25 protein-coding genes and 1 riboswitch are annotated in these 23,881 nt (G+C 43.1%); of the genes, 21 read left to right on the top strand and 4 right to left on the bottom strand.

The window, feature by feature from the left end; all coding sequences use genetic code 11:
* Positions 1 to 147 precede the first annotated feature (147 nt).
* From ACQKNS_RS11810 to ACQKNS_RS11825, 4 genes are all read left to right on the top strand, one after another.
* Complete coding sequence (locus ACQKNS_RS11810; protein WP_427643070.1) at positions 148 to 2,037, top strand: immunoglobulin-like domain-containing protein; 1,890 nt, start codon at positions 148 to 150, stop codon at positions 2,035 to 2,037.
* 300 nt (positions 2,038 to 2,337) lie between these two features.
* The gene (locus tag ACQKNS_RS11815; protein ID WP_427643072.1) at positions 2,338 to 2,490 is read left to right on the top strand and encodes a hypothetical protein; all 153 of its coding nucleotides are present in this window, start codon (positions 2,338 to 2,340) and stop codon (positions 2,488 to 2,490) included.
* A gap of 170 nt (positions 2,491 to 2,660) precedes the next feature.
* The gene (gene lepB, locus ACQKNS_RS11820; RefSeq protein WP_427643073.1) at positions 2,661 to 3,239 is read left to right on the top strand and encodes a signal peptidase I; all 579 of its coding nucleotides are present in this window, start codon (positions 2,661 to 2,663) and stop codon (positions 3,237 to 3,239) included.
* Positions 3,240 to 3,496: 257 nt separating this feature from the next.
* Positions 3,497 to 3,982, top strand: a complete 486-nt coding sequence (locus ACQKNS_RS11825) for a DedA family protein (protein WP_427643075.1) — start codon at positions 3,497 to 3,499, stop codon at positions 3,980 to 3,982.
* Positions 3,983 to 4,065: 83 nt separating this feature from the next.
* Here ACQKNS_RS11825 and ACQKNS_RS11830 read toward each other — a convergent pair whose 3' ends face one another.
* Entirely contained in the window at positions 4,066 to 4,800 is a 735-nt protein-coding gene (locus ACQKNS_RS11830; protein ID WP_427643077.1) for an SDR family NAD(P)-dependent oxidoreductase, read from the bottom strand.
* Positions 4,801 to 5,240: 440 nt separating this feature from the next.
* Here ACQKNS_RS11830 and ACQKNS_RS11835 point away from each other — a divergent pair, with 440 nt between their 5' ends.
* The 8 genes from ACQKNS_RS11835 to ACQKNS_RS11870 all read left to right on the top strand — a co-directional run bounded on the left by ACQKNS_RS11835 (position 5,241) and on the right by ACQKNS_RS11870 (position 14,328).
* A complete protein-coding gene (locus ACQKNS_RS11835) occupies positions 5,241 to 6,578 on the top strand; it encodes an MATE family efflux transporter (protein WP_427643078.1) in 1,338 nt (445 codons plus the stop codon).
* A 155-nt stretch (positions 6,579 to 6,733) separates the two neighbouring features.
* Positions 6,734 to 8,146 (top strand): dipeptidase PepV, encoded by a 1,413-nt coding sequence (gene pepV / locus ACQKNS_RS11840; RefSeq protein WP_427643080.1) that lies wholly within the window; start codon positions 6,734 to 6,736, stop codon positions 8,144 to 8,146.
* A 21-nt stretch (positions 8,147 to 8,167) separates the two neighbouring features.
* Complete coding sequence (dat, locus tag ACQKNS_RS11845) at positions 8,168 to 9,022, top strand: D-amino-acid transaminase (protein ID WP_427643082.1); 855 nt, start codon at positions 8,168 to 8,170, stop codon at positions 9,020 to 9,022.
* Between the two features lie 218 nt (positions 9,023 to 9,240).
* The gene (locus ACQKNS_RS11850; protein WP_427643084.1) at positions 9,241 to 10,479 is read left to right on the top strand and encodes an Nramp family divalent metal transporter; all 1,239 of its coding nucleotides are present in this window, start codon (positions 9,241 to 9,243) and stop codon (positions 10,477 to 10,479) included.
* Between the two features lie 255 nt (positions 10,480 to 10,734).
* A complete protein-coding gene (thpR, locus tag ACQKNS_RS11855) occupies positions 10,735 to 11,292 on the top strand; it encodes an RNA 2',3'-cyclic phosphodiesterase (RefSeq protein ID WP_427644188.1) in 558 nt (185 codons plus the stop codon).
* A 19-nt stretch (positions 11,293 to 11,311) separates the two neighbouring features.
* Entirely contained in the window at positions 11,312 to 12,310 is a 999-nt protein-coding gene (locus ACQKNS_RS11860) for an NERD domain-containing protein (RefSeq protein ID WP_427643086.1), read from the top strand.
* On the top strand, positions 12,222 to 13,253 hold the full coding sequence (locus ACQKNS_RS11865) for a diacylglycerol/lipid kinase family protein (protein ID WP_427643088.1): 1,032 nt from the start codon (positions 12,222 to 12,224) through the stop codon (positions 13,251 to 13,253). Before ACQKNS_RS11860 ends, ACQKNS_RS11865 begins: the two co-directional genes overlap by 89 nt.
* Positions 13,254 to 13,545: 292 nt before the next feature.
* Positions 13,546 to 14,328: a phosphotransferase family protein gene (locus ACQKNS_RS11870; protein WP_063232868.1), complete on the top strand. Its 783-nt coding sequence runs from the start codon at positions 13,546 to 13,548 to the stop codon at positions 14,326 to 14,328.
* Here ACQKNS_RS11870 and ACQKNS_RS11875 read toward each other — a convergent pair whose 3' ends face one another.
* On the bottom strand, positions 14,329 to 14,604 hold the full coding sequence (locus ACQKNS_RS11875; protein ID WP_034309293.1) for a YtzH-like family protein: 276 nt from the start codon (positions 14,602 to 14,604) through the stop codon (positions 14,329 to 14,331). It abuts the gene before it with no gap.
* 242 nt (positions 14,605 to 14,846) lie between these two features.
* Between ACQKNS_RS11875 and trmB the strand changes: the two genes are divergently transcribed.
* Positions 14,847 to 15,485 carry a tRNA (guanosine(46)-N7)-methyltransferase TrmB gene (gene trmB / locus ACQKNS_RS11880; protein WP_427643089.1) on the top strand — a complete coding sequence of 213 codons (639 nt, stop codon included), beginning with the start codon at positions 14,847 to 14,849 and terminating at the stop codon, positions 15,483 to 15,485.
* Between the two features lie 141 nt (positions 15,486 to 15,626).
* The gene (locus ACQKNS_RS11885; protein ID WP_427643091.1) at positions 15,627 to 16,472 is read left to right on the top strand and encodes a YtnP family quorum-quenching lactonase; all 846 of its coding nucleotides are present in this window, start codon (positions 15,627 to 15,629) and stop codon (positions 16,470 to 16,472) included.
* Positions 16,473 to 16,522: 50 nt separating this feature from the next.
* Here the strand turns inward: ACQKNS_RS11885 and ACQKNS_RS11890 are convergent, their stop codons facing one another.
* Positions 16,523 to 16,840: a hypothetical protein gene (locus ACQKNS_RS11890; RefSeq protein ID WP_427643093.1), complete on the bottom strand. Its 318-nt coding sequence runs from the start codon at positions 16,838 to 16,840 to the stop codon at positions 16,523 to 16,525.
* Positions 16,841 to 17,018: 178 nt separating this feature from the next.
* Here ACQKNS_RS11890 and ACQKNS_RS11895 point away from each other — a divergent pair, with 178 nt between their 5' ends.
* The 3 genes from ACQKNS_RS11895 to ACQKNS_RS11905 all read left to right on the top strand — a co-directional run bounded on the left by ACQKNS_RS11895 (position 17,019) and on the right by ACQKNS_RS11905 (position 19,683).
* Positions 17,019 to 18,092, top strand: coding sequence for a M42 family metallopeptidase (locus tag ACQKNS_RS11895; RefSeq protein ID WP_427643095.1), 1,074 nt, complete (start codon positions 17,019 to 17,021; stop codon positions 18,090 to 18,092).
* Between the two features lie 81 nt (positions 18,093 to 18,173).
* Positions 18,174 to 18,695 (top strand): DUF84 family protein, encoded by a 522-nt coding sequence (locus ACQKNS_RS11900; protein ID WP_427643097.1) that lies wholly within the window; start codon positions 18,174 to 18,176, stop codon positions 18,693 to 18,695.
* A gap of 118 nt (positions 18,696 to 18,813) precedes the next feature.
* Positions 18,814 to 19,683, top strand: coding sequence for a GyrI-like domain-containing protein (locus tag ACQKNS_RS11905; protein ID WP_427643099.1), 870 nt, complete (start codon positions 18,814 to 18,816; stop codon positions 19,681 to 19,683).
* Positions 19,684 to 19,774: 91 nt separating this feature from the next.
* On the opposite strand, the gene ACQKNS_RS11910 is transcribed toward ACQKNS_RS11905, so the two are convergent.
* Positions 19,775 to 20,224: a YtoQ family protein gene (locus tag ACQKNS_RS11910; RefSeq protein ID WP_427643100.1), complete on the bottom strand. Its 450-nt coding sequence runs from the start codon at positions 20,222 to 20,224 to the stop codon at positions 19,775 to 19,777.
* Between the two features lie 123 nt (positions 20,225 to 20,347).
* On the opposite strand from ACQKNS_RS11910, the gene ACQKNS_RS11915 reads away from it, so the two are divergent.
* From ACQKNS_RS11915 to ACQKNS_RS11930, 4 genes are all read left to right on the top strand, one after another.
* On the top strand, positions 20,348 to 20,854 hold the full coding sequence (locus tag ACQKNS_RS11915) for a hypothetical protein (protein WP_427643102.1): 507 nt from the start codon (positions 20,348 to 20,350) through the stop codon (positions 20,852 to 20,854).
* A 110-nt stretch (positions 20,855 to 20,964) separates the two neighbouring features.
* A complete protein-coding gene (locus ACQKNS_RS11920; protein WP_427643104.1) occupies positions 20,965 to 21,276 on the top strand; it encodes a thioredoxin family protein in 312 nt (103 codons plus the stop codon).
* Between the two features lie 50 nt (positions 21,277 to 21,326).
* Positions 21,327 to 22,133 carry a DUF1444 domain-containing protein gene (locus tag ACQKNS_RS11925; RefSeq protein ID WP_427643106.1) on the top strand — a complete coding sequence of 269 codons (807 nt, stop codon included), beginning with the start codon at positions 21,327 to 21,329 and terminating at the stop codon, positions 22,131 to 22,133.
* Positions 22,134 to 22,289: 156 nt separating this feature from the next.
* Positions 22,290 to 22,393, top strand: a riboswitch (glycine riboswitch).
* A gap of 224 nt (positions 22,394 to 22,617) precedes the next feature.
* On the top strand, positions 22,618 to 23,805 hold the full coding sequence (locus ACQKNS_RS11930) for an amidohydrolase (protein WP_427644190.1): 1,188 nt from the start codon (positions 22,618 to 22,620) through the stop codon (positions 23,803 to 23,805).
* The last annotated feature ends 76 nt before the right edge of the window (positions 23,806 to 23,881 follow it).

Raw genomic sequence — 23,881 nt, forward strand, 5'->3', positions numbered from 1 at the left:
ACAAAGGAGCTTTCCCGAAAATGCGGGTGAGCTCCTTTTGTGCTTTGAGGGTATTTTAGGGGAATATACCTATTTATACCTGCATTCACCAGTCTATCATGTTACTATTATTATAGATTTAAATATAAATAGACTGGAGTTCGATCGATGAAGATACATTTATTGAAGGTTGGAGTACTGACCTGTTTAACGCTCGGTTTGTTCAACGGACAGGCTTTTGCGGAGTCTGGAATAACCAATGCGTGTTCATCACTCGGTGAGATTCAAACCAATGAAAATCCTTCCCATAAGCAGATTAACTGCTTACTGACGAATGCGGCAATAGAGGCCGAAATCCCCCCTGAAGTGGTAAAAGCGGTGGCTACGCAGGAAAACGGGGATTGGAGGCAATTTAATGAGGACGGTACACCGATTAAATCCGGCGATGGCGGGATCGGTCTCATGCAGCTAACCAATAAAAGTGGGTATGACCAGAAAAAGCTGGAAAATGATATAGTCTACAATATCGAGGCAGGCGTCGAGGTACTGAATGGCATGTATTCAAGAAGGGATTTGCCCAAGATCAAAGGTGCAGGAAGAAGGGTCATCGAAAATTGGTATTTCCCTGTCATGGCATACAATGGGACAAAACCGGTTAACAGTCCTCTTTACCAGGAAAACGGGAAAATAAATCCGAATGCCTACCAAGAGGAAGTTTTTGCCGAGATAGAAAAACAAAGTTATTTGGACGGCACAAAGCTGGCCAAATATCCATTCAAGACAACGGACTTTCAATATGACCGGGGAAGCACCGAAAATATCATTTTTAAAAATCTTGAATACACACTGACAGATCAAACGCATGATTCCGTTTATTGGTTCAAGGCAGGGGACAAAGTTTTGACGACATCCAGTGCGAATATCAGGAAAGAAATAAGCACTACGGCAGGTGCAGTACTTGTGCCGCCAAATACAAGATTGATCATCACAGGGAATTTTGACTATCACGAATCCAAAGGGAATAAATTTGTCTTTTACCCCGTACAAACGGAAGACAAGAGTATTAAGGGGTATGTTTCATCGGCTTACATCTCCAATAGGCCATCGGCTGCCGTGCCCATCATGGATACGAATAAACCTGTGATTTCCGGTGCAACTGGTAAATCGATACCATTCAACTCAACTTTCAATCCTAAAACGAGCGTAAAGGCGAAGGATGATAAAGATGGTGACTTAACGAGTGCCATACGTGTGGAAGGTAAGGTGGATACCGAGAAAGTGGGCACCTATACTTTGACTTATACGGTAGCGGACACGGCTGGGAATGTTGCCAAGGTCATAAGGAAAATAACCGTTTATGATCAAGTCAAGCCGGTGATTTCCGGTGCCGGGAATAAAACCATCAAACTTAATTCTTCATTCAATTCAAAAACAAACGTGAGTGCCAAGGATAATGCCGATGGCAGCTTGACCAGTAAAATCAAAGTGACGGGTACAGTGAATACGAAGAAAAAGGGGACCTATACATTGAAGTATACGGTCACCGATTCATCGAAAAATACAGCGACAGTCACAAGAAAGATCACGATAGATGGCACCAAGCCAGTTATCTCGGGAGCCAAAAGTAAAACCGTTGCCTATTATTCGACATTCAACCCTAAATCAGGCGTATCTGCGAAAGATAACCTGGATGGCAACATGACTAGTAAAATAAAGGTGACAGGTACGGTGAATACAAAGAAAAAAGGAACGTATACATTAAAGTATACAATCACTGATTCATCGAAAAATACTGCGACAGTCACAAGAAAGATTACGGTAGACGGCACCAAGCCGGTCATTTCCGGTGCCAAAAGTAAAACCATTGCCTATAACTCGACATTCAATCCTAAATCAGGTGTTTCCGCGAAAGATAATCTTGATGGAAGTTTAACAAGTAAGATCAAAATAACAGGGACTGTGAATACGAAGAAAAAAGGCACCTATACATTGACTTACACAGTTACGGATAAATCGAAGAACAAGGCAGAAGTAAAACGGAAAATCACAGTTAAATAGAAGGCAAAAAGGGATTCCCGCAATAGGGGAATCCTTTTTTTTGCTGTATGAATGTGTTTGGCTAAAGATATGCATATATAATAGTAGAAAGTGTTCATGGATGGATCCTCCAGGGTGGAGTGTGTATTGATAAAAATGTTATAATTGTAAATACATGTAACGGGAAGTGATCTGAAGGGGGATTGTTTATGGGCAAAGAACACGGGCATGTGAACTGGATGGATCAGATTTTTAAGGAATATGAAAGAGACGGCTGAAGAATAATCCTGGCTTTGGAGAACCGCTTCCGGAGTCGGAGCTATGGGGAATATAGATGATAACTTCTTGACGAAGGCCAAGGATGCCGGCTACCTTTCGCTTTGGATAAAATGGCAAAAAGAAATTCGGGAAGAGCTGTCCGGATTGGTTCAATTGAAAAAAATGAATGGAACGGAATCTGGAAAGAATGGATGAAATAAATGAGAAAGTCCGTACATATCATGCGATTTGTCCAGCCAATATGCAGCGCAGGGAAATAGAGTTGGAAAGCATAGAAATCCAACAATAAGATTGGGAATAATTGTTATTTTGTAAAACGCGGGTATTTGTATGACGTGATCATTAAAGGATTATGATATAATGACATGAATAAAAAACAGAGAGAGGGACTTCGATTGGAAAAAAGTAAAGAAGTTTTTTCATGGATAAAAGCGATATTGATTGCAGTCATTCTAGCTTTTTTAATTCGAACGTATATTTTTGCACCGATTGTCGTGGACGGTGAGTCAATGATGCCGACTCTGCAAGACCACGAAAGAATTGTTCTTACCAAGTTTGGAACGAATATCGATAATATAGACCGGTTTGATATTGTCGTTTTTCATGCAACGGTAGATAAAGATTATATAAAAAGGGTTATCGGTCTGCCAGGTGACCATATTGAATATAAAGATGATACGCTTTATATTAACGGGAAAGCTTATGAAGAGCCTTACTTGGACAAATATAAAAAACAGATGGCAGGGGTGCCGCTGACTGAATCCTTCAAGCTAGAAGATATTACAGGCAGCATGACAGTGCCGGAAGGCCAGTTGTTCCTAATGGGGGACAATCGCCAAAATAGTTTGGATAGCCGTGAAATAGGCACGATTTCCGTCGATGAAATTGTAGGCAAGGCGAATCTAGTGTATTGGCCAATCAATGAAATAAAGCTTGTGAATTAAGAAGAAGCGGACTCCGTATAGAGTCCGCTTTCTTGTTGCTGTTTTTCATTTCCATAAAGAGGAAACGTTGATTGACATGATCATATAGGCATTTCAACAATAAACGTGTCCATTCTTCTTTTTTTCTATTTTTTTTATGAAAACCAACTCATTTGGGTTAAATTAGGTTATCCTATTAAAAAGGAGTAATCACGTTACACAGGCCCGCGTACGAAAATGGATTACTTTAAAAAGGGTGCTGAGATGGAGTACTTTAGATGGATATAGTAAAAGAATTAATATCAAACTATGGTTATTTTGCGATATATGGACTGTTGGCCATTGGGATTATTGGCTTGCCGGTGCCTGATGAGTTCATGATGACTTTTGTCGGCTATTTGTCATCCATTTCCGTTTTGAATGTTCAGGGAGCATTCCTTGTCGGTTTCCTTGGATCGATATCCGGGATGCTTGTCAGTTATTTCATCGGAAAAAAGGTGGGGAAGCCTTTTTTGAGGAAGCATGGTAAGTGGATCAAATTGACCCCCGCGAGGTTGGAGAGATTGGAGAAATGGTTCAATAAATACGGTCCTTGGACCATTATCATAGCTTATTTCATCCCAGGAGTCCGTCATTTCGCCAGTTACATTTCCGGAATGAATGGAATGGGGAAACGAAAGTACTTTATCTTTGCAGGAGCAGGGGCTTTCAGCTGGTGTTTGGTATTTACTGCTTTTGGTTATTTCATTGGTGTGTTAACGTAGCTCAACTTACAAAATTTCTTTATTGAATCAGAAAATCCCGTTTCTGGATCTTTAGAAACGGGATTTTCCATTTCTGCTTATAATTATTGAGCAGAGTATCCGCCGTCGATGACAAGCTCTGCACCAGTTACGTATGAAGCTTCATCGGATGCTAGATAAAGCACGGCATTTGCAATATCTGCCGGCTGACCCAAACGTTGTAATGGAGTTGCTTTGATCATTTGGTTCACTAACTCTTTTGACTCTTCTAATTTTTGAGTCATTGGCGTTTCGATGATACCAGGGAATACGGCATTGACACGGACTCCCATGCGGCCATATTGCGTTGCGGCAGCCTTGGAAATAGCGCGAACGGCACCTTTTGAAGCTGAGTAAGAGTTTAAGCCCATTCCGATTTGGGCAGTGAAGGAAGAAATGTTTACAACGGCTCCTTTGCCTTCTTTAGCCATGTGAGGAACAACGTGTTTCATTCCAAGGAATGGCCCAAAACCATTGATGCTCAACATTAGCTGCCAATCGGCCAATGTCGTATCGTTAATGCCTTTTTCTGTTGAAATACCCGCATTGTTTACCAAAATGTCGATTCTGCCAAATTTAGCGATAACTTCATCCGTCACCTTTTTCCAGCTATCGTCTGAAGATACATCAAGTACAGTTCCATGGACATGATCCAGTTCATTCACAGCAGCTACAGCTTTTTCATTGATATCAGCAGCAATGACTTGTGCTCCTTCTTTTGTGAATAAGTCTACCATTTCCCTGCCCATACCAGATGCTCCGCCCGTGATAATGGCTACTTTATTAGTTAATCTTCCCATCATGATCACTCCTAATTAGTTGTTATAACGATGAATATATGTTCAAGCATAGTGCAAATGTTATCTGATCAACGAGCAATACTATAACTCCTTCAAGAATCCGTCAAGCATTTTTTTTTGCTGGATAAACAAGGACATGTATGTCTGTAAAAAATAGAATTCCCATAACTGCTGCAGGTTGAAAGCGGTATCAATCTTTCACTCTCCTAATATTGAAACCGTACATCATCCATATCCAAAATAGCTTTACCCGTTCTATTTGAAACGATTCACAAGTAATCTTGTAGAGGCCCCTCATGCATATCGGGGGCGCCATATGTTCAATTCTAGTGATTAAAATTGAATACTGCAATCTTTTTGTACTTTAAATACAAAATTTTATAACGTCATTCCAATTCTAACTTTTCAGAACTTTTATGTACATAGGAGGTCATCATTTCATGAATAACAGAGTGTATCTTTCCTTGGCCATCCCGCTTACGATTTCGACGATGAGTACGCCTTTGCTCGGTGCGGTCGATACGGCTGTGGTTGGAAAGTTGAGTGATCCGGCTTATATTGGCGGGGTGGCTGTCGGAACCATCATTTTTAATACGATGTATTGGCTTTTTGGTTTTCTGAGGGTCAGTACATCTGCCTTCGCTGCACAAGCGGAGGGGGCACGGGATGAAAAACAAAGCCTGATGGCCTTGATTCGGCCTTTTTTCATTGCAGTGATCATCGGCCTGCTTTTTATCGTGATACAAAAACCCATTTTGAATGTCTCGTTAGGTGCAATCGGTCCGGAATCGGACGTTTCTGCCTATGCCGCAGATTATTTCGGCATCCGGATATGGGGTGCGCCTTTTGCATTATTGAACTATGTCATCTTAGGCTGGTTAATCGGGAAATCCAGGATAAAAACATCCTTGTTCATTCAAGTTTTCATGAACGTGATCAATATTATCTTATGCCTCGTTTTTGTAAATGTCTTTTCGTGGTCTGTATCAGGGGTTGCCGCCGCTTCATTGATATCAGAGATTTCCGCTTTATTGCTGGGCTTGTGGGTGATCCGGAAAGCGGTTCACGTACCGGATTCGTTTTCATTCCGGGAGGGGTTCGATCGGGCTTCCCTGAAAAAAATGATGGTGGTCAACAGGGATTTATTCATCAGGACAATATGCTTGATCACGGTATTCAATCTTTTTACGGCCAAGGGAGCTACTTTCGGAACAGAGACACTGGCTGCCAATGCCGTACTCATTCAAATCCATTACCTGATGGCCTATTGCTTTGATGGCTTCGCGAACGCGTCGAGTCTTCTGGTCGGAAAAGCGATCGGTTCGAGAGATATAAACCTTTATAAAAAAACACTCTCACTATCGGTGCGGTGGGGCTTGTATGCTTCGTTCATACTTGCCGCGTCTTACTATCTATTCAGCGATAAGGTCATTCTCCTTTTCACGAACATTCCCGGAGTCATCGAACTGGCCCATGAATATGGACTTTGGATAGTCCTATTCCCATTCAGTGCCTTCATCGGTCTCATTTTTTATGGAGTGTTCACCGGTGCGACAGAAGCCGTTCCAGTAAGGAACTCAATGCTCCTTGCGCTATTGGCTTTTCTATTTGTCCAATTCACAGCGGTCAGCAATCTTGGCAATCATGGATTATGGCTTGCATTCCTGGCTTTCAGTTTAGGACGTTCCGTGTTTTTAGCTCTATACATCCCAAGGCTGAACCGAAAAGTAACAAAGCTTATGGATGCCGATCGTCTAATGAAATCATCCTCTTTTTAATAAAAGAGGGTGTTTTTTATTTATGCCGGGAATTTTATCGGTAGTTTGATGTTGACGATAATACGGGAATACGAAGAATAGGTATCAACGCTTGGCGAATCGGGTAGTAAAAGTGATAAAATGAAAAATATATATAAAAGAGGAGCTGTCGTATTGTGAGTGAATTGAATTGGCGAGAAGAAGTCGAAAAACGGAAAATGGACTTATTATTGGACACACAAAACTTATTGAAAATAAAAAGTGTACTGGATGAAGAACATCCGACAGAAGAGGCCCCATTTGGTAAAGGGGTTAAGGAAGCGCTTGATTTCATGCTTCAATTAGGCGAAAAAGACGGTTTTACCGTAAAAAATGTCGATAATGTCGCTGGTCATATCGAAATGGGTGAAGGCGAGGAGTTAATCGGGATATTATGCCATGTCGACGTGGTACCTGAGGGAGATGGCTGGAGTTCGGATCCGTTCGGCGCTGAAATCCGCAATGGCCGCATATATGCTCGCGGGGCAATCGATGATAAAGGGCCGACGATGGCTGCCTACCATGCGATGAAGCTGGTCCGCGAGCTGGGAGAACCTTTGAACAAACGTGTGAGGATGATTATTGGAACCGATGAAGAATCGAACTGGCGCTGCGTTGACCGTTACTTTGAAGTGGAGGAAATGCCCTCGATCGGCTTCGCGCCAGATGCTGACTTCCCGATCATCAGTGCGGAAAAAGGAATCTGGGATTTCTCGGTTATACATCCTGCCGATGCAGGAAATGGCACGAACTCTGAAGTGAATGTTATGGAATTTTCTTCAGGTCGAAGGACGAATATGGTACCGGATTTCGCTACGGCTATTGTGGAAGCGGCCAACCCTGCTGAAGTGGCGGCAAACTATCAGGATTATTTGCAAAAATACTCAATGAAGGGCCAAGCCGTTCCGCAAAAAAATCAAGTGCTGCTTGAAATGAATGGTGTCTCGGCACACGCGATGGAACCGAAAAATGGAAAGAATGCAGGTCTGCATTTAGCCGTATTTTTAGCTGATCTTTCCCTTGATCCGCATGCGAAAGCCTACTTCACTTTCATAAAGGATCGTTTGTTTGAAGATTCCCGCGGAAATAATTTAGGTGTGGCTTATTCGGACCAGCAAACAGGAGAATTGACGGTCAATGCCGGCGTTTTCAATTATTCCAAACAAGGCGACAGCTCGATCGGTTTCAGCATGCGTTATCCGGTGACATTCGAGTGGGAACAGCAAAAGGCGGCATTGGAAGAAAGACTTGCGGCATATAATTTGAAAGTGAAGACCAATTCGCATTCAACTCCACATTATGTGGACAGTGATAGCTTCTTGATTAAGACGTTGCAGGAAGTTTATGAAGCGGAGACGGGGGATGAAGCGGTACTCCTTTCGATTGGCGGCGGCACATATGCCCGTTCATTGAAAGAAGGCGTTGCATTTGGCCCGCTTTTCCCTGGCAGTGAAGACATTGCGCATCAGAAAGATGAATATATTGATATTGAAGATATGCTTAAGGCTACGTCCATTTATGCACGTGCCATTCATGAATTGGCTAAATAAGAGACAAAGAGGGAGAAAGACATGGGGAAAATCATTTTTAACGGCGACCTTAAAAGCAGGTCCGAAGTAAAGCTGGATATTGAAGACCGGGGATATCAATTCGGAGATGGCGTCTATGAAGTCATCCGGGTTTATAATGGCGAATTATTTGCGGGGGACATGCATCTGAACCGGCTGATGGACAGTGCGAAGTTGATACAGATGAAAGTTACCTTTACTGCAGCGGAAATCAACACCCGCATGAAAGAGCTGATCGCTGAAAATCAACTGAAGGACGGTATCGTCTATATGCAGCTGACAAGGGGCGTTTCTCCGCGGACACACTCATTTCCAACTGCTGAGGTGCAACCGGTCTTTGTTGCCTATACCAAGGAAATGCCTTATAAAGGGGAAGTCAAGCCAGGGGTCAAGGCTGTTACCACCGATGATATACGCTGGCTGCGCTGTAATATCAAGAGTTTAAATCTACTGGGTAATATAATGGCTAAACAGCAAGCGGTGGAAGCTGGCTGTGATGAAGCGATCCAGCATCGTGATGGTATGGTGACGGAGGGAAGTTCGTCCAATGTCTCAATCGTGGTGGATGGCCTACTTAAAACGCATCCGGCCACAAACTTGATCCTGAATGGGATTACCCGTCAGGTGATGCTGAAACTTTGCGCTGATCACGGAATTCCATATGTCGAGGAAGCCTTTACAGTCGAGGACATGATGGCAGCCGACGAAGTCCTTTATACAAGCACAAGCGTTGAAGTGACACCCATTATAAATATCGATGGCCAATCGATTGCAGCCGGGGAACCCGGTCCGATAACCAAAAGACTGCAGAAACTGTTTTCAGAGGAAATCGAGAAGCAATGCGGTTCCGTTAAATAAATAAAAAACCTTCCCCTTGCCGCTATTGGCAAGGGATTTTTTTATCTTTGCAGCCGGAAGCGGATGGCCATCAGTGAATCTCTGTTTACGTTCATTACATCCTTAAGCAAACCTCCCTTTTTGACATTTTCAAGAACCAGGAATATACTTGCTAATAACCTAAAAAGTTTACCTGTCGCAACAATTTGAGTTGCGTGTAAAAAGGAGTTGAAATAGATATGTACGATGTGCTGCATCAATCTTCTTCGAGAGGAATGAAAAAACTGCTCCCCTATCTAGGGCCTGCCTTTATAGCGGCTGTGGCCTATATCGATCCAGGGAATTATGCGACCAATATTACCGCTGGATCAAAATATGGCTATACGTTATTATGGGTCATCTTCGCATCCAATTTAATGGCTGTGCTAATCCAATCCCTATCAGCTAAATTGGGGATAGCCACTGGAAAGAACCTTCCAGAGCTATGCAGGGAAAGATTTTCGAAAAAAACATCTTTTTTATTATGGATTCAGGCCGAAGCCGTTATAATGGCAACCGACCTAGCTGAATTCATAGGAGCTGCACTAGGGATTTATTTGCTATTTGACTTACCGCTTATCACATCGGCAATAATTGCAGCGATTGGCTCCTTTGCCATTCTGGAATTCCAGCGCAGAGGTTATCGAACATTCGAAGCTCTGATAACGGTCATGATATTTGTCGTTGTGATAGCATTTGGGGCTCAAGTTTTTTATGCAAAACCTGACACTTCTGCCGTGGTTTTAGGACTCTTCACTCCAAAGTTCGAGGGAGTGGACAGTATTTTGCTATCGGCCGGCATGCTTGGAGCCACTGTTATGCCACATGCAATCTACCTTCATTCTTCTTTGACACAAAGAAGAATAGTCGGAAAAAACGATTTGGAAAGAAAAAGGATTTATCGTTTTGAGCTAATTGACATAGTCATCGCCATGTTGATTGCAGGCGCGATCAATGCCGCCATGGTCATAGTTTCAGCTGCCCTATTCCATAAGAATGGAATACTTGTAGAGGACTTGGATGTTGCCTATCAACAATTCGGTGCCATGCTTGGACCATCAGTCGCGATGTTCTTTGGAATAGGATTATTATTTGCCGGTTTATCCAGCTCATCCGTTGGTGTAATGACAGGTGATGTTGTCATGCAAGGATTCATTAAAAGGCATATCCCGATTTATTTAAGAAGGGTCATTACCACCGTTCCGCCCCTGCTCATAATATTATGGGGAGTCAACCCATCCAAAGCACTTGTGATGAGCCAAATTGTGCTCTCATTTGGCATCGCATTTGCCTTAGTTCCGTTGATCATGTTTACAAGCAATGAAAAAATCATGGGCAGGCTGGTCAACCATAAAATCACCTCGAGCGTCGCTTGGCTTATAGCTGTACTAATCATTGGACTGAACTTGTTCCTGCTTTATGAAACACTGTTCAGCTAAAAGAAGAAATGACAGGAAAGGACCAATTTTTTGGTCCTTTTTTTGCTTTATTTCGCTGTCTTTTTCTATTATCCGACCAGCCCGAAAAATACTACGTCCTGGACCGCTGTACTATCGGTCATGTGCTTCATTCCTAGTATGTTGGACCGGGAATATTCCTGATGGGGGAATATTTATTGGGATGCCCAAGAAAAGGTATATGCAATGGGAAATATGGTAAAATTAAAGGGAAAACAGGAAGGAATGTAAGTGACCATGAATACTCATTTTTTCTTTGCTTTAGTATTGCCTGATGATATTAAGGCTTATTTAAATGATGTTACGGAACAACTAAAGCAAGACTTTCCATTTAAGAAATGGCTGCATCCAGCCGATTATCATATTACGATGGCATTTTTGGGCAATGCTCCCGATACATTGAAAGAGGATGCTTTGCGGCGTTTGGAAAACGAGCTTGCCAATGAGGCCTCATTCGCCCTGGAACTCGGCGATATCGGCGGTTTCGGCAAGAGTGACAGCCCAAGGATTCTATGGGCAGGCGTCAAGCGGCAGGAAAGGCTTTTTGCCATTCAAAGGAAAGTCTATGATTCTTGTATCGAAGCGGGTTTTGAACTTGATAAAAAGCCGTTTAAGCCCCATATCACGCTGGCAAGAAAATTCGGGGGGGATCGTCCCTTTTCGTTGGAGCGCGTTCGCCAGATAGCGAATTTGGAAGATAAGCATTTTGAAGCAGTTCAGGTTGCGTTATATCAAACACATCTTGGAGCTTCCCCCTCATATGAAAAGATTTTCACGATAAACCTTCAAAAATAGAGAGATGGGTGGTGGCCGAATGGCACAGCTCATAAAGATGCAGGATTATATTTCCCGGTATGAGCAGGATATTTATCATTATCCAACACAATTTGCACGGTTGAAAAAACAGCAATGGGATAAATTGCTGGCTGCTTATAATGCGGGCGAGCTGGATCGGTTGTATCGCGAACATACCACACAGGTCAAATTTGATCCGCATCAGGAAGAGCCAAAGGGCTTGTTTAAAAAGGTGAAAGGCATGTTCCACCGGACAGGTGAACAGGAAGGAGAGGCAGAAGAACTGCTAATACCGAACCAGACTGAAGATACTAATGTTTTTTCATTAAGGTTTCCATTCCGACCGGCCAGCCTGGACGAATTAAAGCAAAACTTTTTAAATCAATTGCTCCGTTTTCAAATGAAATGGGGGAGTTCGACGCTTCGTGAAAAGTCATTTGTGGACCAATCATTCTTTTTGGATGAGAGGCTCCGCTTTTTCCTTCAGCGTTTTCCGGATACGTTTCTCGTTTTATATAAACCTATCTTTCTATTGAAAAATGCGCCTGTTGAGGTCGAAGTCATTTTATTGACCCCCGTTGATGCCTGGTGCATCACTTTTCTGGAAGCGGAAGAAGACGCTGCTTTCATCGGTTCGAGTGAACGGTTCTGGATCCGCAGGCATCATAAGCATCCTGATAAAAAAGTGCTCAACCCTTTGTTGGGTGCAAACCGGATGACGAACATCGTCTCCCGGTTATTTGAGCTATATGAAGTGAACATGCCGATTAAAAAGGTGATTTTATCCCGGAATGGATATGTCGATTATCCCGAAGCACCTTATGATATTACGATATTGGATAAACGGACCTTCCCGGAGTGGTTTGAAAGGATGCGGGCTGTATCGTCCCCTCTTAAGGCACAGCAGTTAAAAGGGGCACAGGCATTGCTTGAATATTGCCAAACTACATCCAGCCTGCGGCCTGAATGGGAAGCCGATTATAACCTTACAGAAGGAAATGAGCATGCCGCGCCTTAATGAAACGGTATATTTCATTGTCAATCCAATGGCTGGAAATGAAGAGGGTTTGAAGATTTGGAAAAAAGCCGAGGAAATACTGAAATCAAAAGCTGTTCCCCATGAGGTGTCCTTTACACATGAAAAGGGGCATGCGCTAAGATTGACGAAGGAAATTCTATCAGGGACGAATCAGGATACCCGGGTGATCGCTGTCGGGGGGGATGGCACGATTAATGAAATGATTAATGGCGCCATCGATTTCCCTCACGCTATCATCGGCTCCATTGCGGCTGGATCCGGCAATGATTATGTAAGGGGCATTCAAAAAACGGATAGTGTGGAAGAAGCTCTTTCTTTAATTCAGGAAAATGCCTTCCGTGCCATTGATATTGGACGGTTCGAGACGAATGGCAAGGCAGGTTATTTCGTGAACAGCCTTGGAATGGGCTTGGATGCTGAAATTTCCGATGAAGCAGATCGTTCCCCCCTGAAAAAATGGTTTAATTTTATCAGGGCGGGTAAATTAATTTATCTGTTCATTTTTATAAAAAAGATATTTACTTATAAGCCCAGCTGCATGGAATTGATCGTTGATGGTGATCGGCATCTTTTGAAAAAGGTTTGGTTCATTGTTATTGCGAACCAACCCTACTTTGGCGGTGGGATGAAAATTTCACCGATGTCGAAGCTGGAAGATGGCAGGCTGAACGTGATAGCGGTCCATGATATGGCTTTGTTGAAATTATTGACCGTTTTCATCACCGTTTATTGGGGCGGTCACCTAAACATGAAAAATGTTGATTCTTTTTCCGGTAAAATGATAAAAATGAAGAATAAAGGGTCAGTAAAAATCCAGTCTGATGGGGAAATTGTTGGTGCGAATGAAGTAGCTGCAGCGGTTCTGAAAGAGAAAATCCGCGTCATGTTCAAGGATGATGACCCAAACAAAAATATGAAATGATTTATTTGTTTTTGTTTTATTCGTATAATCGTTTTATAGTACTTGACGAAGAAACCGTTTTTCAACTAAAATTTAATTTATGGCTATTGTTTAATTGCTCAATAGCTATTTTTTTATTTCTCTAAAATGAGGATGTTTTTAATTGCGGGTATCATCCCGATGCAAGTATATATGCAGCTTCGCCAGCAGGCGGATTTTTTATAAAACATGGACTCAAAGTAGTGGTAATACATACACTAGGTGAACGTACCCACATTTGTATGATTAAGCGAGGAAATCGAAGGTGAACCAGTTGGAACATTTATTAGGTCAGGAGTGGGATATATCCCCTGCCGGAGGAGCTACGGGGGAAGCCTTTATTGCCGAGAAAGAGGGGCAGAAGCTCTTCCTTAAACGAAATTCATCGCCATTTTTAGCTGTTCTTTCGGCTGAGGGCATTGTTCCAAAGTTAATGTGGACAAAACGCCTGGAAAACGGGGATGTAATTACGGCCCAGCATTGGATGGAAGGCAGGGAGCTATCTCAGCAGGAAATGAACAATATAAGAGTCGCAAAGCTGCTTCAAAAAATTCATCAATCCGATCCTTTGTTAAGCATGCTCAAAAGGCTTGGGAAATCCCCTTTACGACCTGAAAGTATACTTACAGACATAGAAACCGGGTTATCTTCGGATGTTACGGATATTCCGATTATCAAGCAGGCCATCCATTTTTTACAGAATAATCTCCTGTTGATTGAATGCGACGAAAAAGTCGTCTGTCATTGTGATGTGAACCATAATAATTGGCTCATGACCGAAACCGACGGATTGTTCCTGATTGATTGGGACGGAGCGGTCATTGGCGATCCGGCCATTGACCTCGGCATACTCCTGTATTCTTATGTCCCAAGGGAGGAATGGAATCAATGGCTTGCCCGCTACGGCAAGAAGCTTGACGCAGGCCTGGAGATGAGGATGAAATGGCACACGGTTTCACAACTGGTGCTTTCCATCCAATGGCATCATCGGAGAAAGCGTTACGAGGAAAGAAATGAATTACTGCAAAAGCTGGAAGCATTATTGATGGTTGGCTGATCAGAATTGATCTATATCATCCACCCACTGGGACAGGTCGTTCTGGTGGGTTGAAATATGTGCATCTAAATCGGCGGTACCGATGCCTGTTTGACTGTATTCGTAAATCTCCGTCAGAATCGTTTTCACATTGCTGTCAATTTCCATATTGATCATTAAGGATTTGACGAGCCTTTCAACCTGTTCACATTCAGAAACGGATCCGCAGCAGTCTGTTTGATGGTTGGTCAATATATCTTTCAATAGTGACATTTGATGTTCATGGGAAAGCGGCATATAATACCTCTCCTTTCTTAAATATGATTCAAGGGATTCCCGGGTGGTTTTCGCCCTGCCCTTCACTTATTTATGGTGTGTTTTGCTGAAAGTTTTATACATGAAAACTACGGAGACTGCCGCCTGGATGGCCGGCAGTTTTTTTATTTATTCAGTGTGTGTTTCCTGAAAAAATCAACTTGCAGGAATCCATGCACTCGTGTTATGGTTTGAACGATTATATTTTAAATAGGGGTGTCATCATGCGTTTAAGAAATAAACCTTGGGCTGAAGACCGTTTGAATGATTTTCCACAATATGTAATTCAGCAGCCAGTGAGCCATAAAGGTAAATGGCATGAAGTTTTCGGTAACGATAATCCGTTATATATTGAAGTGGGTACGGGAAAAGGCCGTTTCATCACAGAAATGGCAAAAGCCCATCCTGATGTGAATTTCATTGGAATTGAAGTATATGGTAGCGTCATTGTAGCTGCTTTGGATTTGCTGATTGAAGCGGATGTTCCAAATTTAAAGCTGTTGAATGTTGATGCAGCGAACTTAGGGGACTATTTTGCAAAAGGGGACGTGGATCGCGTCTACTTGAATTTCTCTGATCCATGGCCGAAATCACGTCATGCAAAACGTCGGTTAACGTATAAGACCTTCCTTGAAGTATATGAAGGCATCCTGCCGGACAATGGCGAGATTCACTTCAAGACGGATAACCAAGGGTTATTCGAATCTTCCTTGCAAAGCATTTCCGAGTACGGCATGCTCTTGAAATATGTAAGTCTTGATCTTCACAATAGCAGTTTTGAAGGCAACATCATGACTGAATATGAAGAAAAGTTCTCGAGTAAAGGCAACCGGATATACCGATTGGAAGCAATGTTCCAATAATCATCGATCCAAAAACCAGGTGCACAGCATCTGGTTTTTTTCTTTGTTAAGGCGTTGTATGCCATTCACGAGGGTGACTTGGTTGTTATCGATTTCAATAAATGGAAGTGGGTGTTAAACTAAAGGGAGAGGAGGGGTAAAATGGAAACGATGCAAATAGGGGAAATTAAATTAACATGGTTGAATGGCGGTGTGACTCACTTGGATGGCGGTGCGATGTTCGGTGTTGTACCGAAACCGCTATGGACCAAGAAGTATCCTGTTAACGAAAATAACCAAATCGAGTTACGTACGAATCCGATTTTGGTGCAGGCCAATGGATTGAACATGCTTATAGATTCCGGTATTGGCAATGGAAAGCTGAATGACAAACAGAAACGGAATTTTGGGGTGACGGAGGAATCCAATCTTGTCGAAGATCTTGGCAGACTTGGGATCCACCCAAATGATATCGATTACATTTTAATGACCCATCTACATTTCGACCATGCCTGCGGTTTGACGAAACGTGAAGGTGAAACTTGGGTGCCTGTTTTTGAGCGGGCAGAAATCATTACGACCCAAACTGAATGGGTGGAAATGAAAAACCCGAATATTCGTTCAAAAAGTACATATTGGGCAGAAAACTGGGAGGCTGTCGCTTCTCTAGTACGTCCTTTTGAAGGGGAGCAGGAAATTACGGACGGCATTAAAATGATCCATACCGGTGGGCATAGTGATGGACATGCAATTATCATCATTGAGGATGGTGGGGATAGATTGATTCACATGGCAGATATCATGCCGACGCACGCGCATGCGAATGTCCTCTGGGTCCTCGCCTATGACGATTATCCCATGACTTCCATCGAGGCGAAGGAAAAGTGGATGAAATCCGGACTGGAAAATGGGTCATGGTATAGCTTTTACCATGATGCCCAATACTGTGCCATCAAATGGGATGTAACGGGTAAGGAGATCATAGCCGAATTGAAACGGAAACGATGAGAGGGAAAGCAAAAGGAGGACGTCATTTTGACGGCCCTCCTGTTGTTGTTTCAATCATTTTGCGCATTAAGCTCCAATATCGTTCCAGTTGAGGCATCTGCAATAAATTCGAATTGCTCACGTTTACCCTCTGTGTTTCTGGTGATCCCGCCTTTGTACACTTCATAGTCCAAGTCATTTTTTGTATAGTTCTCCGGCTTCATCAAGATCCATGAGCCATATATATTTCCATCCTTTTTGACTGTTTCCTTCACTTGGGACAAGACTTTATCGGGAGAAGGTTTACTTGATTGATCCAATAGTTGTTTTGTCGCATAACCAGCAGCAAACCCGGCTGCGGTTCCTAGTAAAAACGTTTTCCAATTCATTGATTTCTCCTCCATTGCTTTTTTTAAAATCGCTTCTTCCAGTATACAGAATAACGCTTTATTTGACTAATAATTTGAAATTTTACCCATTAACTGATAAATTAGAACTTTCAAGTGTATCACGATGCTAAGTTCTGTAAAATAGTAAGAAACAATACATAGGTTAGGGGTAGAAAAAATGAATCATGAGACTTTGGAGCTTTTTAAAACATTGACGGAATTACCGGGAGCCTCGGGAAATGAACATGCAGTTCGGAGTTTCATGAAGAGGGAGCTGGAAAAGTATTCGGATGAAATCGTCCAAGATCGCCTGGGCGGAATATTTGGCGTGAAAAAAGGCGATGAAGATGGGCCGACTGTACTAGTTGCCGGGCACATGGATGAAGTGGGATTCATGGTCACCTCCGTAACAGAAAATGGGATGATCCGCTTTCAGACCTTGGGAGGCTGGTGGAGTCAGGTGCTATTGGCCCAAAGAGTCGAGATCATAACCGATAACGGCCCGGTCATTGGTGTCATCGGTTCGATTCCTCCCCATTTGCTTGATGAATCGCAACGCTCAAAACCAATGGATATCAAAAATATGCTGATTGATATCGGGGCGGATGATAAGGAAGATGTGAAGAGAATCGGTATTAAGCCAGGTCAGCAGATTGTACCGATTTGTCCATTCACCCCTATGGCCAATGAGAAGAAAATCCTCGCAAAAGCGTGGGATAACCGTTACGGCTGCGGACTTGCGATTGAATTGTTAAAGGATTTAAAAGGTGAAACGTTACCGAATATCCTATATTCCGGGGCAACCGTCCAGGAGGAAGTCGGATTACGGGGTGCGCAAACTGCAGCACATATGATCAAACCGGATCTTTTCTTCGCTTTGGATGCAAGTCCGGCGAACGATATGTCCGGCAGTAAAAGTGAATTTGGCCAGCTAGGAAAAGGGGCACTGCTCCGCATTTTCGATCGTTCGATGGTCACTCATCGCGGCATGAGGGAATTCATCCTTGATACGGCCGAGTCGAATGAGATTCCATATCAATATTTCGTTTCCCAAGGAGGAACGGATGCAGGGCAAGTCCATATTGCAAACGAAGGCATTCCAAGCGGGGTGATTGGCATTTGTTCCCGTTATATTCATACACATGCATCCATGATTCATATTGATGATTATGCCGCTGCACGTGAACTGATTGGGAAATTGGTTCGTTCCTGTGATAAAACGACATTCGAGACCTTGATTAATAACGGTTGATGGAGGAAGCTGAAATGGAAAGGGATGCAGTCATGGATCCTTTTCCATCAGCTTTTTTTACATAGAAGGAAGGGAATTATATTGAAAATTGCAGTAGGCAGTAAGAATCCGGCGAAAGTAGGTGCTGTGCTTGGTGTATATGAAGATGCCGAAATCATGTCGCTTCAAGTGGAGAGCGGGGTCCCCGAACAGCCTTTTTCAGACGAGGAAACGATGGAGGGGGCAATGACACGTGCTAGGAACTGCTTGATTCACAGTGATGCCGAAATGGGTATCGGGCTTGAAGGCGGTGTCGTGAAAATGGGACAAGCCCTGTTTCTATGTAATTGGGGTGCAATGGCAACAAGGGACGGTGAGGTCTTTGTAGCTGCCGGAGCGAGAATCCCAGTTCCGGGAATTGTTGCTGAGAAACTGCTGGAAGGTGAAGAGCTGGGCCCGGTGATGGACGCCTTCACAAGGCAAGAGAACATTAGCAAAAAGGAAGGTGCGATCGGCGTATTTACAAATGAGCGAATCACCAGGGGGGAAATGTTCCTTCATATCATGAGGATGCTAGCCGGTCAACACGAGTATAGACTGAAAATGAAAAAGCAGGATTTTTGAATCACGGTCATGGAAATGCGGGTTTCGAATGATGGAAACGAACACTGCCAAAACAGAGCAGGAACGGACAGGATTTTATTGAGCGGCCTTGCTAGTATAGTGACAAGGGGGGAGCGAAATGGGGTGGGTTGAATCAATCCAAAAGGCCATCGAATATATCGAGGAGCACTTATTGGAGGACCTGCCGATCGAGAGCATTTCCCGGCAGGCGAATGCCTCAGCTTTTCATTTTCAGAGGACATTCACCATTTTAACGGATATAACCATTGGTGACTACATCCGTCGTCGAAGACTGACCTTAGCGGCCCAGGAGATTTCATCAACAAATGGCAAGGTCATTGATTTAGCCTACAAGTATGGCTATGACACCCCCGAGGCATTCTCAAAAGCTTTTCGGAGGCAGCATGGGGTATCCCCAAGCGAAGCCCGAAAGTATATGGGGAAGCTGAAATTCTATGAACGCCTGGTGATACAGGTGATCCTGAAAGGGGAAAAACCGATGAAATATAATATCCTTGAAAGGGATTCCTTTCAATTGATCGGAATCAAGCAAGAGTTTTCCTTGGTTCATGAAGAGAACTTGATCGGCATTCCAAAGTTGTGGGAGAAAGTGAATTCGGATGGAACGGGAGATAGGTTGGCGAAGTTGAACAATGGCCAAATAGATGGCTTGATTGGTGTATGTGTCGATAAGCGGGCGATGGAAAAGAATGAAACGATGGATTATTGGATAGGTGCAGAGTATGCCGGGAAAGTGCCTGAAGAGTTTTCAACCCTTACGATACCGGCTTCCAAGTGGGTTGCATTCGAAGTTCACGGACCTATGCCTGATGCCATCCAACAAGCTTGGAAACGAATTTTTTCCGAATGGTTCCCTACCAGCGGGTATCAACATGCCGGAACTCCAGAATTGGAAGTATATGCGAATGATGACGCTTCAAATCCCGACTATTACTCCGAAATTTGGATTCCCATTAAAAAGGGGTAAGATAAAAAAATCGTTTTTCGCTTGCAGGGGAGACCCTGCAAGCTTTTTTTCGTTTCTTGATCAATGAGTCTTCATACTTGAGCTGGACGATTTACAGCCCTTCTTCAAAAATATAAGAAAGCACCTTCATGGCTTGGTTCACGGATTCTACCGTGACACTCGCCTTTTCCGATAATTCCTTTAAGGCATGGTGATGGGATTCCGGACGAATCAAAATAAGCGGTTTTCCCAGGGATATGGCAGTGCTTGCGTCCATGGCAGTATTCCACTGTTTATATTTCTCCCCAAACAGTGCGACGACCAGATCAGCTTTTTTCAACAAAAGACCTGTCCGCAAATTATTGATTTGGGAAGCGGCCGCATCCTTCAGGATGGGATTCGGCTGTTCCCCGAGGATATCTTCACCGATATTATCGGAGCGTTCATGATTTTCCATAGGACTGACAAATTCTAGAGGAAGCTTTAGTGCAGCGGCCTTATCTCTCAGCTCACTTCTCCAATTCGAATGGATCTCCCCAGCAAGATACACGGTTAACTTCATTGTTTTCCTCCTTGGTATTAAAATTGCTTTCATTGTACCATGTTTTTTAGAAAATGGATGAATTCCGTAAATAAGGATAATATTATCCATATGGTAGTAAAAGAGACGGCTGGAGGGATGACGATGGCTTTATCGAATAAGAATATCCTTGTTTTCCTGTTGATAAGCAGTTTGATCACGGGCTGCTCAGGTATCGAGAGACAAACCGAAAAGGCAATGAAGGCTGCTGAAGTGGCTTTTCGTGACGATGAAAAACAGCCCAATCAAGAGGCGGGGCTAATTCAGGTCTATCTGCCAAAGGATTTTAAAGTAGTGGAAGAACATGATAATAATTTGATTTTACAAAAAGGTGATAAGATTTATATATTATTTGTCAATCCAAATGAAAAAGAAGACAGCTCCGTGTTATATTTGGCGATAAAGGAACAAGATGATCAAAATGTAATGCTGCATTCTTTTCAGACTGATGATAAATTCGGCTTTATCTCGATCAAAGAGATACCGAAAGAAAAGTATGAGCTTGCAGTGGGGATCGGCGGGGTGAAGCTGACAACCGAAACGGATAAAGACCAACTAAAAGCCGATGCGAAACAAATGATGGAAATCGTTTCATCCGTGCCCCAGAAATAAGCTTTGCCACGGCCGTTCATCCGATCCGTATTAATGGTTGATTTCAGGAGAGTCTGGTATGATGGGTTTATAAAAACTAAGGTGTCATTTAGAGCAGGAGGAATATTCAAATGGAAAATTTAAAAACCGTTGAACAATATGATGCATTGAAAAATGAAGGAAAGCATATCTTTCTTTTTTCAGCGACATGGTGTGGAGATTGCCGTGTAATCGAACCGATCATGCCGGAGATTGAAACGAAATTTCCTGACTTTACATTCATTCATGTGGACCGTGATGAATTCATCGATGTGTGTGCGGCGAATGATGTATTCGGTATACCAAGTTTCATCGCGTACGATAATGGAAAAGAGCTAGGCAGATTCGTAAGCAAAGATCGCAAAACGCAAGAACAAATTGAGGAATTCATACAATCACTATAATCAATTTCCCCTTCTCGCTGGGGATTTTTCAATGAAGAGGAGGGTCAGTCATGAAAATGGACAGCACGAAGCTGAAGAATATCCTGAAGGAACGTTTAAAAGATGAAAATCGCACATTCAAATTCGATAGCAAGCAAGATACGTTACGGGTGGAAAATGTGAAGACCGGGAAGGGAATAACCATCGAGTTGCCTCCTGTACTTGCCAACTATGAAAACGTACAGGAAAAGGCCATCGATGAAATAATCTATTACGTGGAAGAGGCCCTGAATGTGATGGGGGGAGAACACAGCATGGAAGGCAAGGAGAAATTCATTTTCCCAGTCATCCGCTCGACCTCCTTTCCAATGGAATCGGAAGAAGGAAATCCATTTTTATTCGATGAGCATACGGCTGAAACCCGGATTTTTTATGCCCTTGATTTAGGTAAAACCTACCGTCTTATAGACGAAAAGATGATTCAACGGGAAAATTGGCAGGGTGACAAGATCCGTGAAATTGCCCTTTTTAATGCCCGTTCCCTCTCCACTGAAATGAAGTCGGATATCGTTGCGGGTAATGCATTTTATTTTTTGAACACGAATGATGGATATGATGCCAGCAGGATCCTGAATGAATCATGGCTACGGGAAATCAAGGCTAAGATCGAGGGAACCATGGCTGTGGCCATTCCCCATCAGGATGTCATCATCATTGCCGATGTGAAGAATGATACGGGCTATGATATACTTGCGCAAATGGCGATGAGCTTCTTTGCCAGCGGTCATGTTCCGATAACGGCTCTATCATTTCTTTACGAAGAAAATGAGTTGGAGCCCATCTTCATTATGGGTAAAAACAAAAAGCGCGAACAATAATATATGGAATCACAAAAGGACCGTGTCAGCATCTGATACCGGTCCTTTTAAAGTTTAATAGAGTTTATGATTCTTGGAGTTGATATTTATTTTTTTATCGGCGATAATGTAATTGTAATATTTTGAAAATATGGAATAAAACAATAGAACAAGCGGATGAACGTTGTGGGAGAGTGCAAAGCATTGAGCCACCGAAGGAGCAAGTTCCAAAAATATCCCTTGGAGCAAATCTCTCAGGTAAATGGAACCGCAGCTGGACGCAACTCTGGAGAGCGCGCAGGAAGTGGGCCGCCAACGGGGAAATCTCCATGATCAAAATGGAGTTGAATTCTCAGGTGAAAGGACAGAGAAGGGAGCGGTAAGTTTGCGCAACCCTGCTCTGTCCTTTTTCATTTGGCTTTTTGCATACAGAAGGTTTGCAGCGTACATGGAACTAACTAATATGCCAATCAACTTGAAATAATGGGGGAGAATAATCGTGAATGTGAAAAGCAAATTAATGAACATGCTGGAAGCCCGTAAAGGGGAAATGGTTCAAATCCGCCGCCATTTACACGAGAATCCGGAGCTATCCTTCAAAGAAGAGAAAACGGCAAAATATATCCTTGATTTTTATAAGGGGAAAGATGTATCGATTCAAACGAATGTAGGAAATGGATTAGGGATCATCGTGACGATCGAAGGCGGAAAACCAGGGAAAACGATAGGTCTCCGTGCCGATTTCGATGCACTGCCGATTACAGAAGAAACGGAGGTTCCGTTCCGTTCAAAAAATGAAGGTGTCATGCATGCCTGCGGACACGATGGGCATACCGCTTATTTATTGGTACTGGCAGACTGCATCATTGAGCTGAAAGATTCCCTGCCAGGTACGATCAAAATAATTCATCAACATTCAGAAGAAACACCCCCTGGCGGAGCAAAAAGCATCATGGAATCAGGGGTTTTGGATGAACTGGACGCTGTCTTCGGAATCCATTTATTCCCTTCACATCCAGCAGGGGTCGTCGGGTATCGCGGCGGCTACTCGATGGCTGGGCGGACCTATTTCAAATTAGCTATAAAGGGTGTGGGCGGCCATGGTTCCTCCCCGCATATGGCTAATGATACCATTGTGGCAGGCGCCCATTTCGTGACAGCCGTACAAACCGTAATCAGCCGTCGCTTGAACCCTTTTGATATGGGTGTAGTCACAATCGGCTCCTTCGATGGAAAGGGAAGCTTTAATGTCATTAAAGATCGTATAGAAATTGAAGGGGATGTCCGTTATATGACGGCAGAGACCCAACAGCTGATCGATAAGGAAATCCACCGGATCGTTAAAGGGATAGAAATGGAATTTGATGTTCAGTGCGAGCTTTCATATGTGCCCGATTATCCTCCGTTATATAATGACCCTGAACTGACTGGATTCGTGAAAAACAGCCTCGAAAGCATGGATGACAAAGATATTAAGGATGTTGTGGAATTTCCGGTTTTCTCAGGTTCGGAAGATTTTTCGTATTATGCAGAAAAGATTCCTGGCTGCTTCTTTTACATTGGCTGTAAACCGAAAGGGGTGGAGAAGGCCTATTTCAATCACCATCCTAAATTCGACATTGATGAAGAGGCCCTATTAATCGCTTCCAAATCAGTGGCGCAGGTTGTATGCAGTTTTTATGAATGGAAATAGTCCCTTTGGTCTTTGTTTGCAAAAAAAACGCAGAAACCCACAAAACACCGTTCGGTATTAACGAACGGTGTTTTAT

This window comes from Peribacillus sp. NPDC094092 (assembly GCF_050279365.1).
GTDB lineage: Bacteria > Bacillota > Bacilli > Bacillales > DSM-1321 > Peribacillus.

Coding starts and splice junctions, on each gene's coding strand:
- ACQKNS_RS11810 (WP_427643070.1), top strand. CDS start 148: ATGAAGATACATTTATTGAAGGTTGGAGTACTGACCTGTTTAACGCTC.
- ACQKNS_RS11815 (WP_427643072.1), top strand. CDS start 2,338: ATGGGGAATATAGATGATAACTTCTTGACGAAGGCCAAGGATGCCGGC.
- lepB (WP_427643073.1), top strand. CDS start 2,661: ATGAATAAAAAACAGAGAGAGGGACTTCGATTGGAAAAAAGTAAAGAA.
- ACQKNS_RS11825 (WP_427643075.1), top strand. CDS start 3,497: ATGGATATAGTAAAAGAATTAATATCAAACTATGGTTATTTTGCGATA.
- ACQKNS_RS11830 (WP_427643077.1), bottom strand. CDS start 4,800: ATGGGAAGATTAACTAATAAAGTAGCCATTATCACGGGCGGAGCATCT.
- ACQKNS_RS11835 (WP_427643078.1), top strand. CDS start 5,241: ATGAATAACAGAGTGTATCTTTCCTTGGCCATCCCGCTTACGATTTCG.
- dat (WP_427643082.1), top strand. CDS start 8,168: ATGGGGAAAATCATTTTTAACGGCGACCTTAAAAGCAGGTCCGAAGTA.
- ACQKNS_RS11850 (WP_427643084.1), top strand. CDS start 9,241: ATGTACGATGTGCTGCATCAATCTTCTTCGAGAGGAATGAAAAAACTG.
- thpR (WP_427644188.1), top strand. CDS start 10,735: ATGAATACTCATTTTTTCTTTGCTTTAGTATTGCCTGATGATATTAAG.
- ACQKNS_RS11860 (WP_427643086.1), top strand. CDS start 11,312: ATGGCACAGCTCATAAAGATGCAGGATTATATTTCCCGGTATGAGCAG.
- ACQKNS_RS11875 (WP_034309293.1), bottom strand. CDS start 14,604: ATGCCGCTTTCCCATGAACATCAAATGTCACTATTGAAAGATATATTG.
- trmB (WP_427643089.1), top strand. CDS start 14,847: ATGCGTTTAAGAAATAAACCTTGGGCTGAAGACCGTTTGAATGATTTT.
- ACQKNS_RS11885 (WP_427643091.1), top strand. CDS start 15,627: ATGGAAACGATGCAAATAGGGGAAATTAAATTAACATGGTTGAATGGC.
- ACQKNS_RS11890 (WP_427643093.1), bottom strand. CDS start 16,840: ATGAATTGGAAAACGTTTTTACTAGGAACCGCAGCCGGGTTTGCTGCT.
- ACQKNS_RS11895 (WP_427643095.1), top strand. CDS start 17,019: ATGAATCATGAGACTTTGGAGCTTTTTAAAACATTGACGGAATTACCG.
- ACQKNS_RS11905 (WP_427643099.1), top strand. CDS start 18,814: ATGGGGTGGGTTGAATCAATCCAAAAGGCCATCGAATATATCGAGGAG.
- ACQKNS_RS11910 (WP_427643100.1), bottom strand. CDS start 20,224: ATGAAGTTAACCGTGTATCTTGCTGGGGAGATCCATTCGAATTGGAGA.
- ACQKNS_RS11915 (WP_427643102.1), top strand. CDS start 20,348: ATGGCTTTATCGAATAAGAATATCCTTGTTTTCCTGTTGATAAGCAGT.
- ACQKNS_RS11920 (WP_427643104.1), top strand. CDS start 20,965: ATGGAAAATTTAAAAACCGTTGAACAATATGATGCATTGAAAAATGAA.
- ACQKNS_RS11925 (WP_427643106.1), top strand. CDS start 21,327: ATGAAAATGGACAGCACGAAGCTGAAGAATATCCTGAAGGAACGTTTA.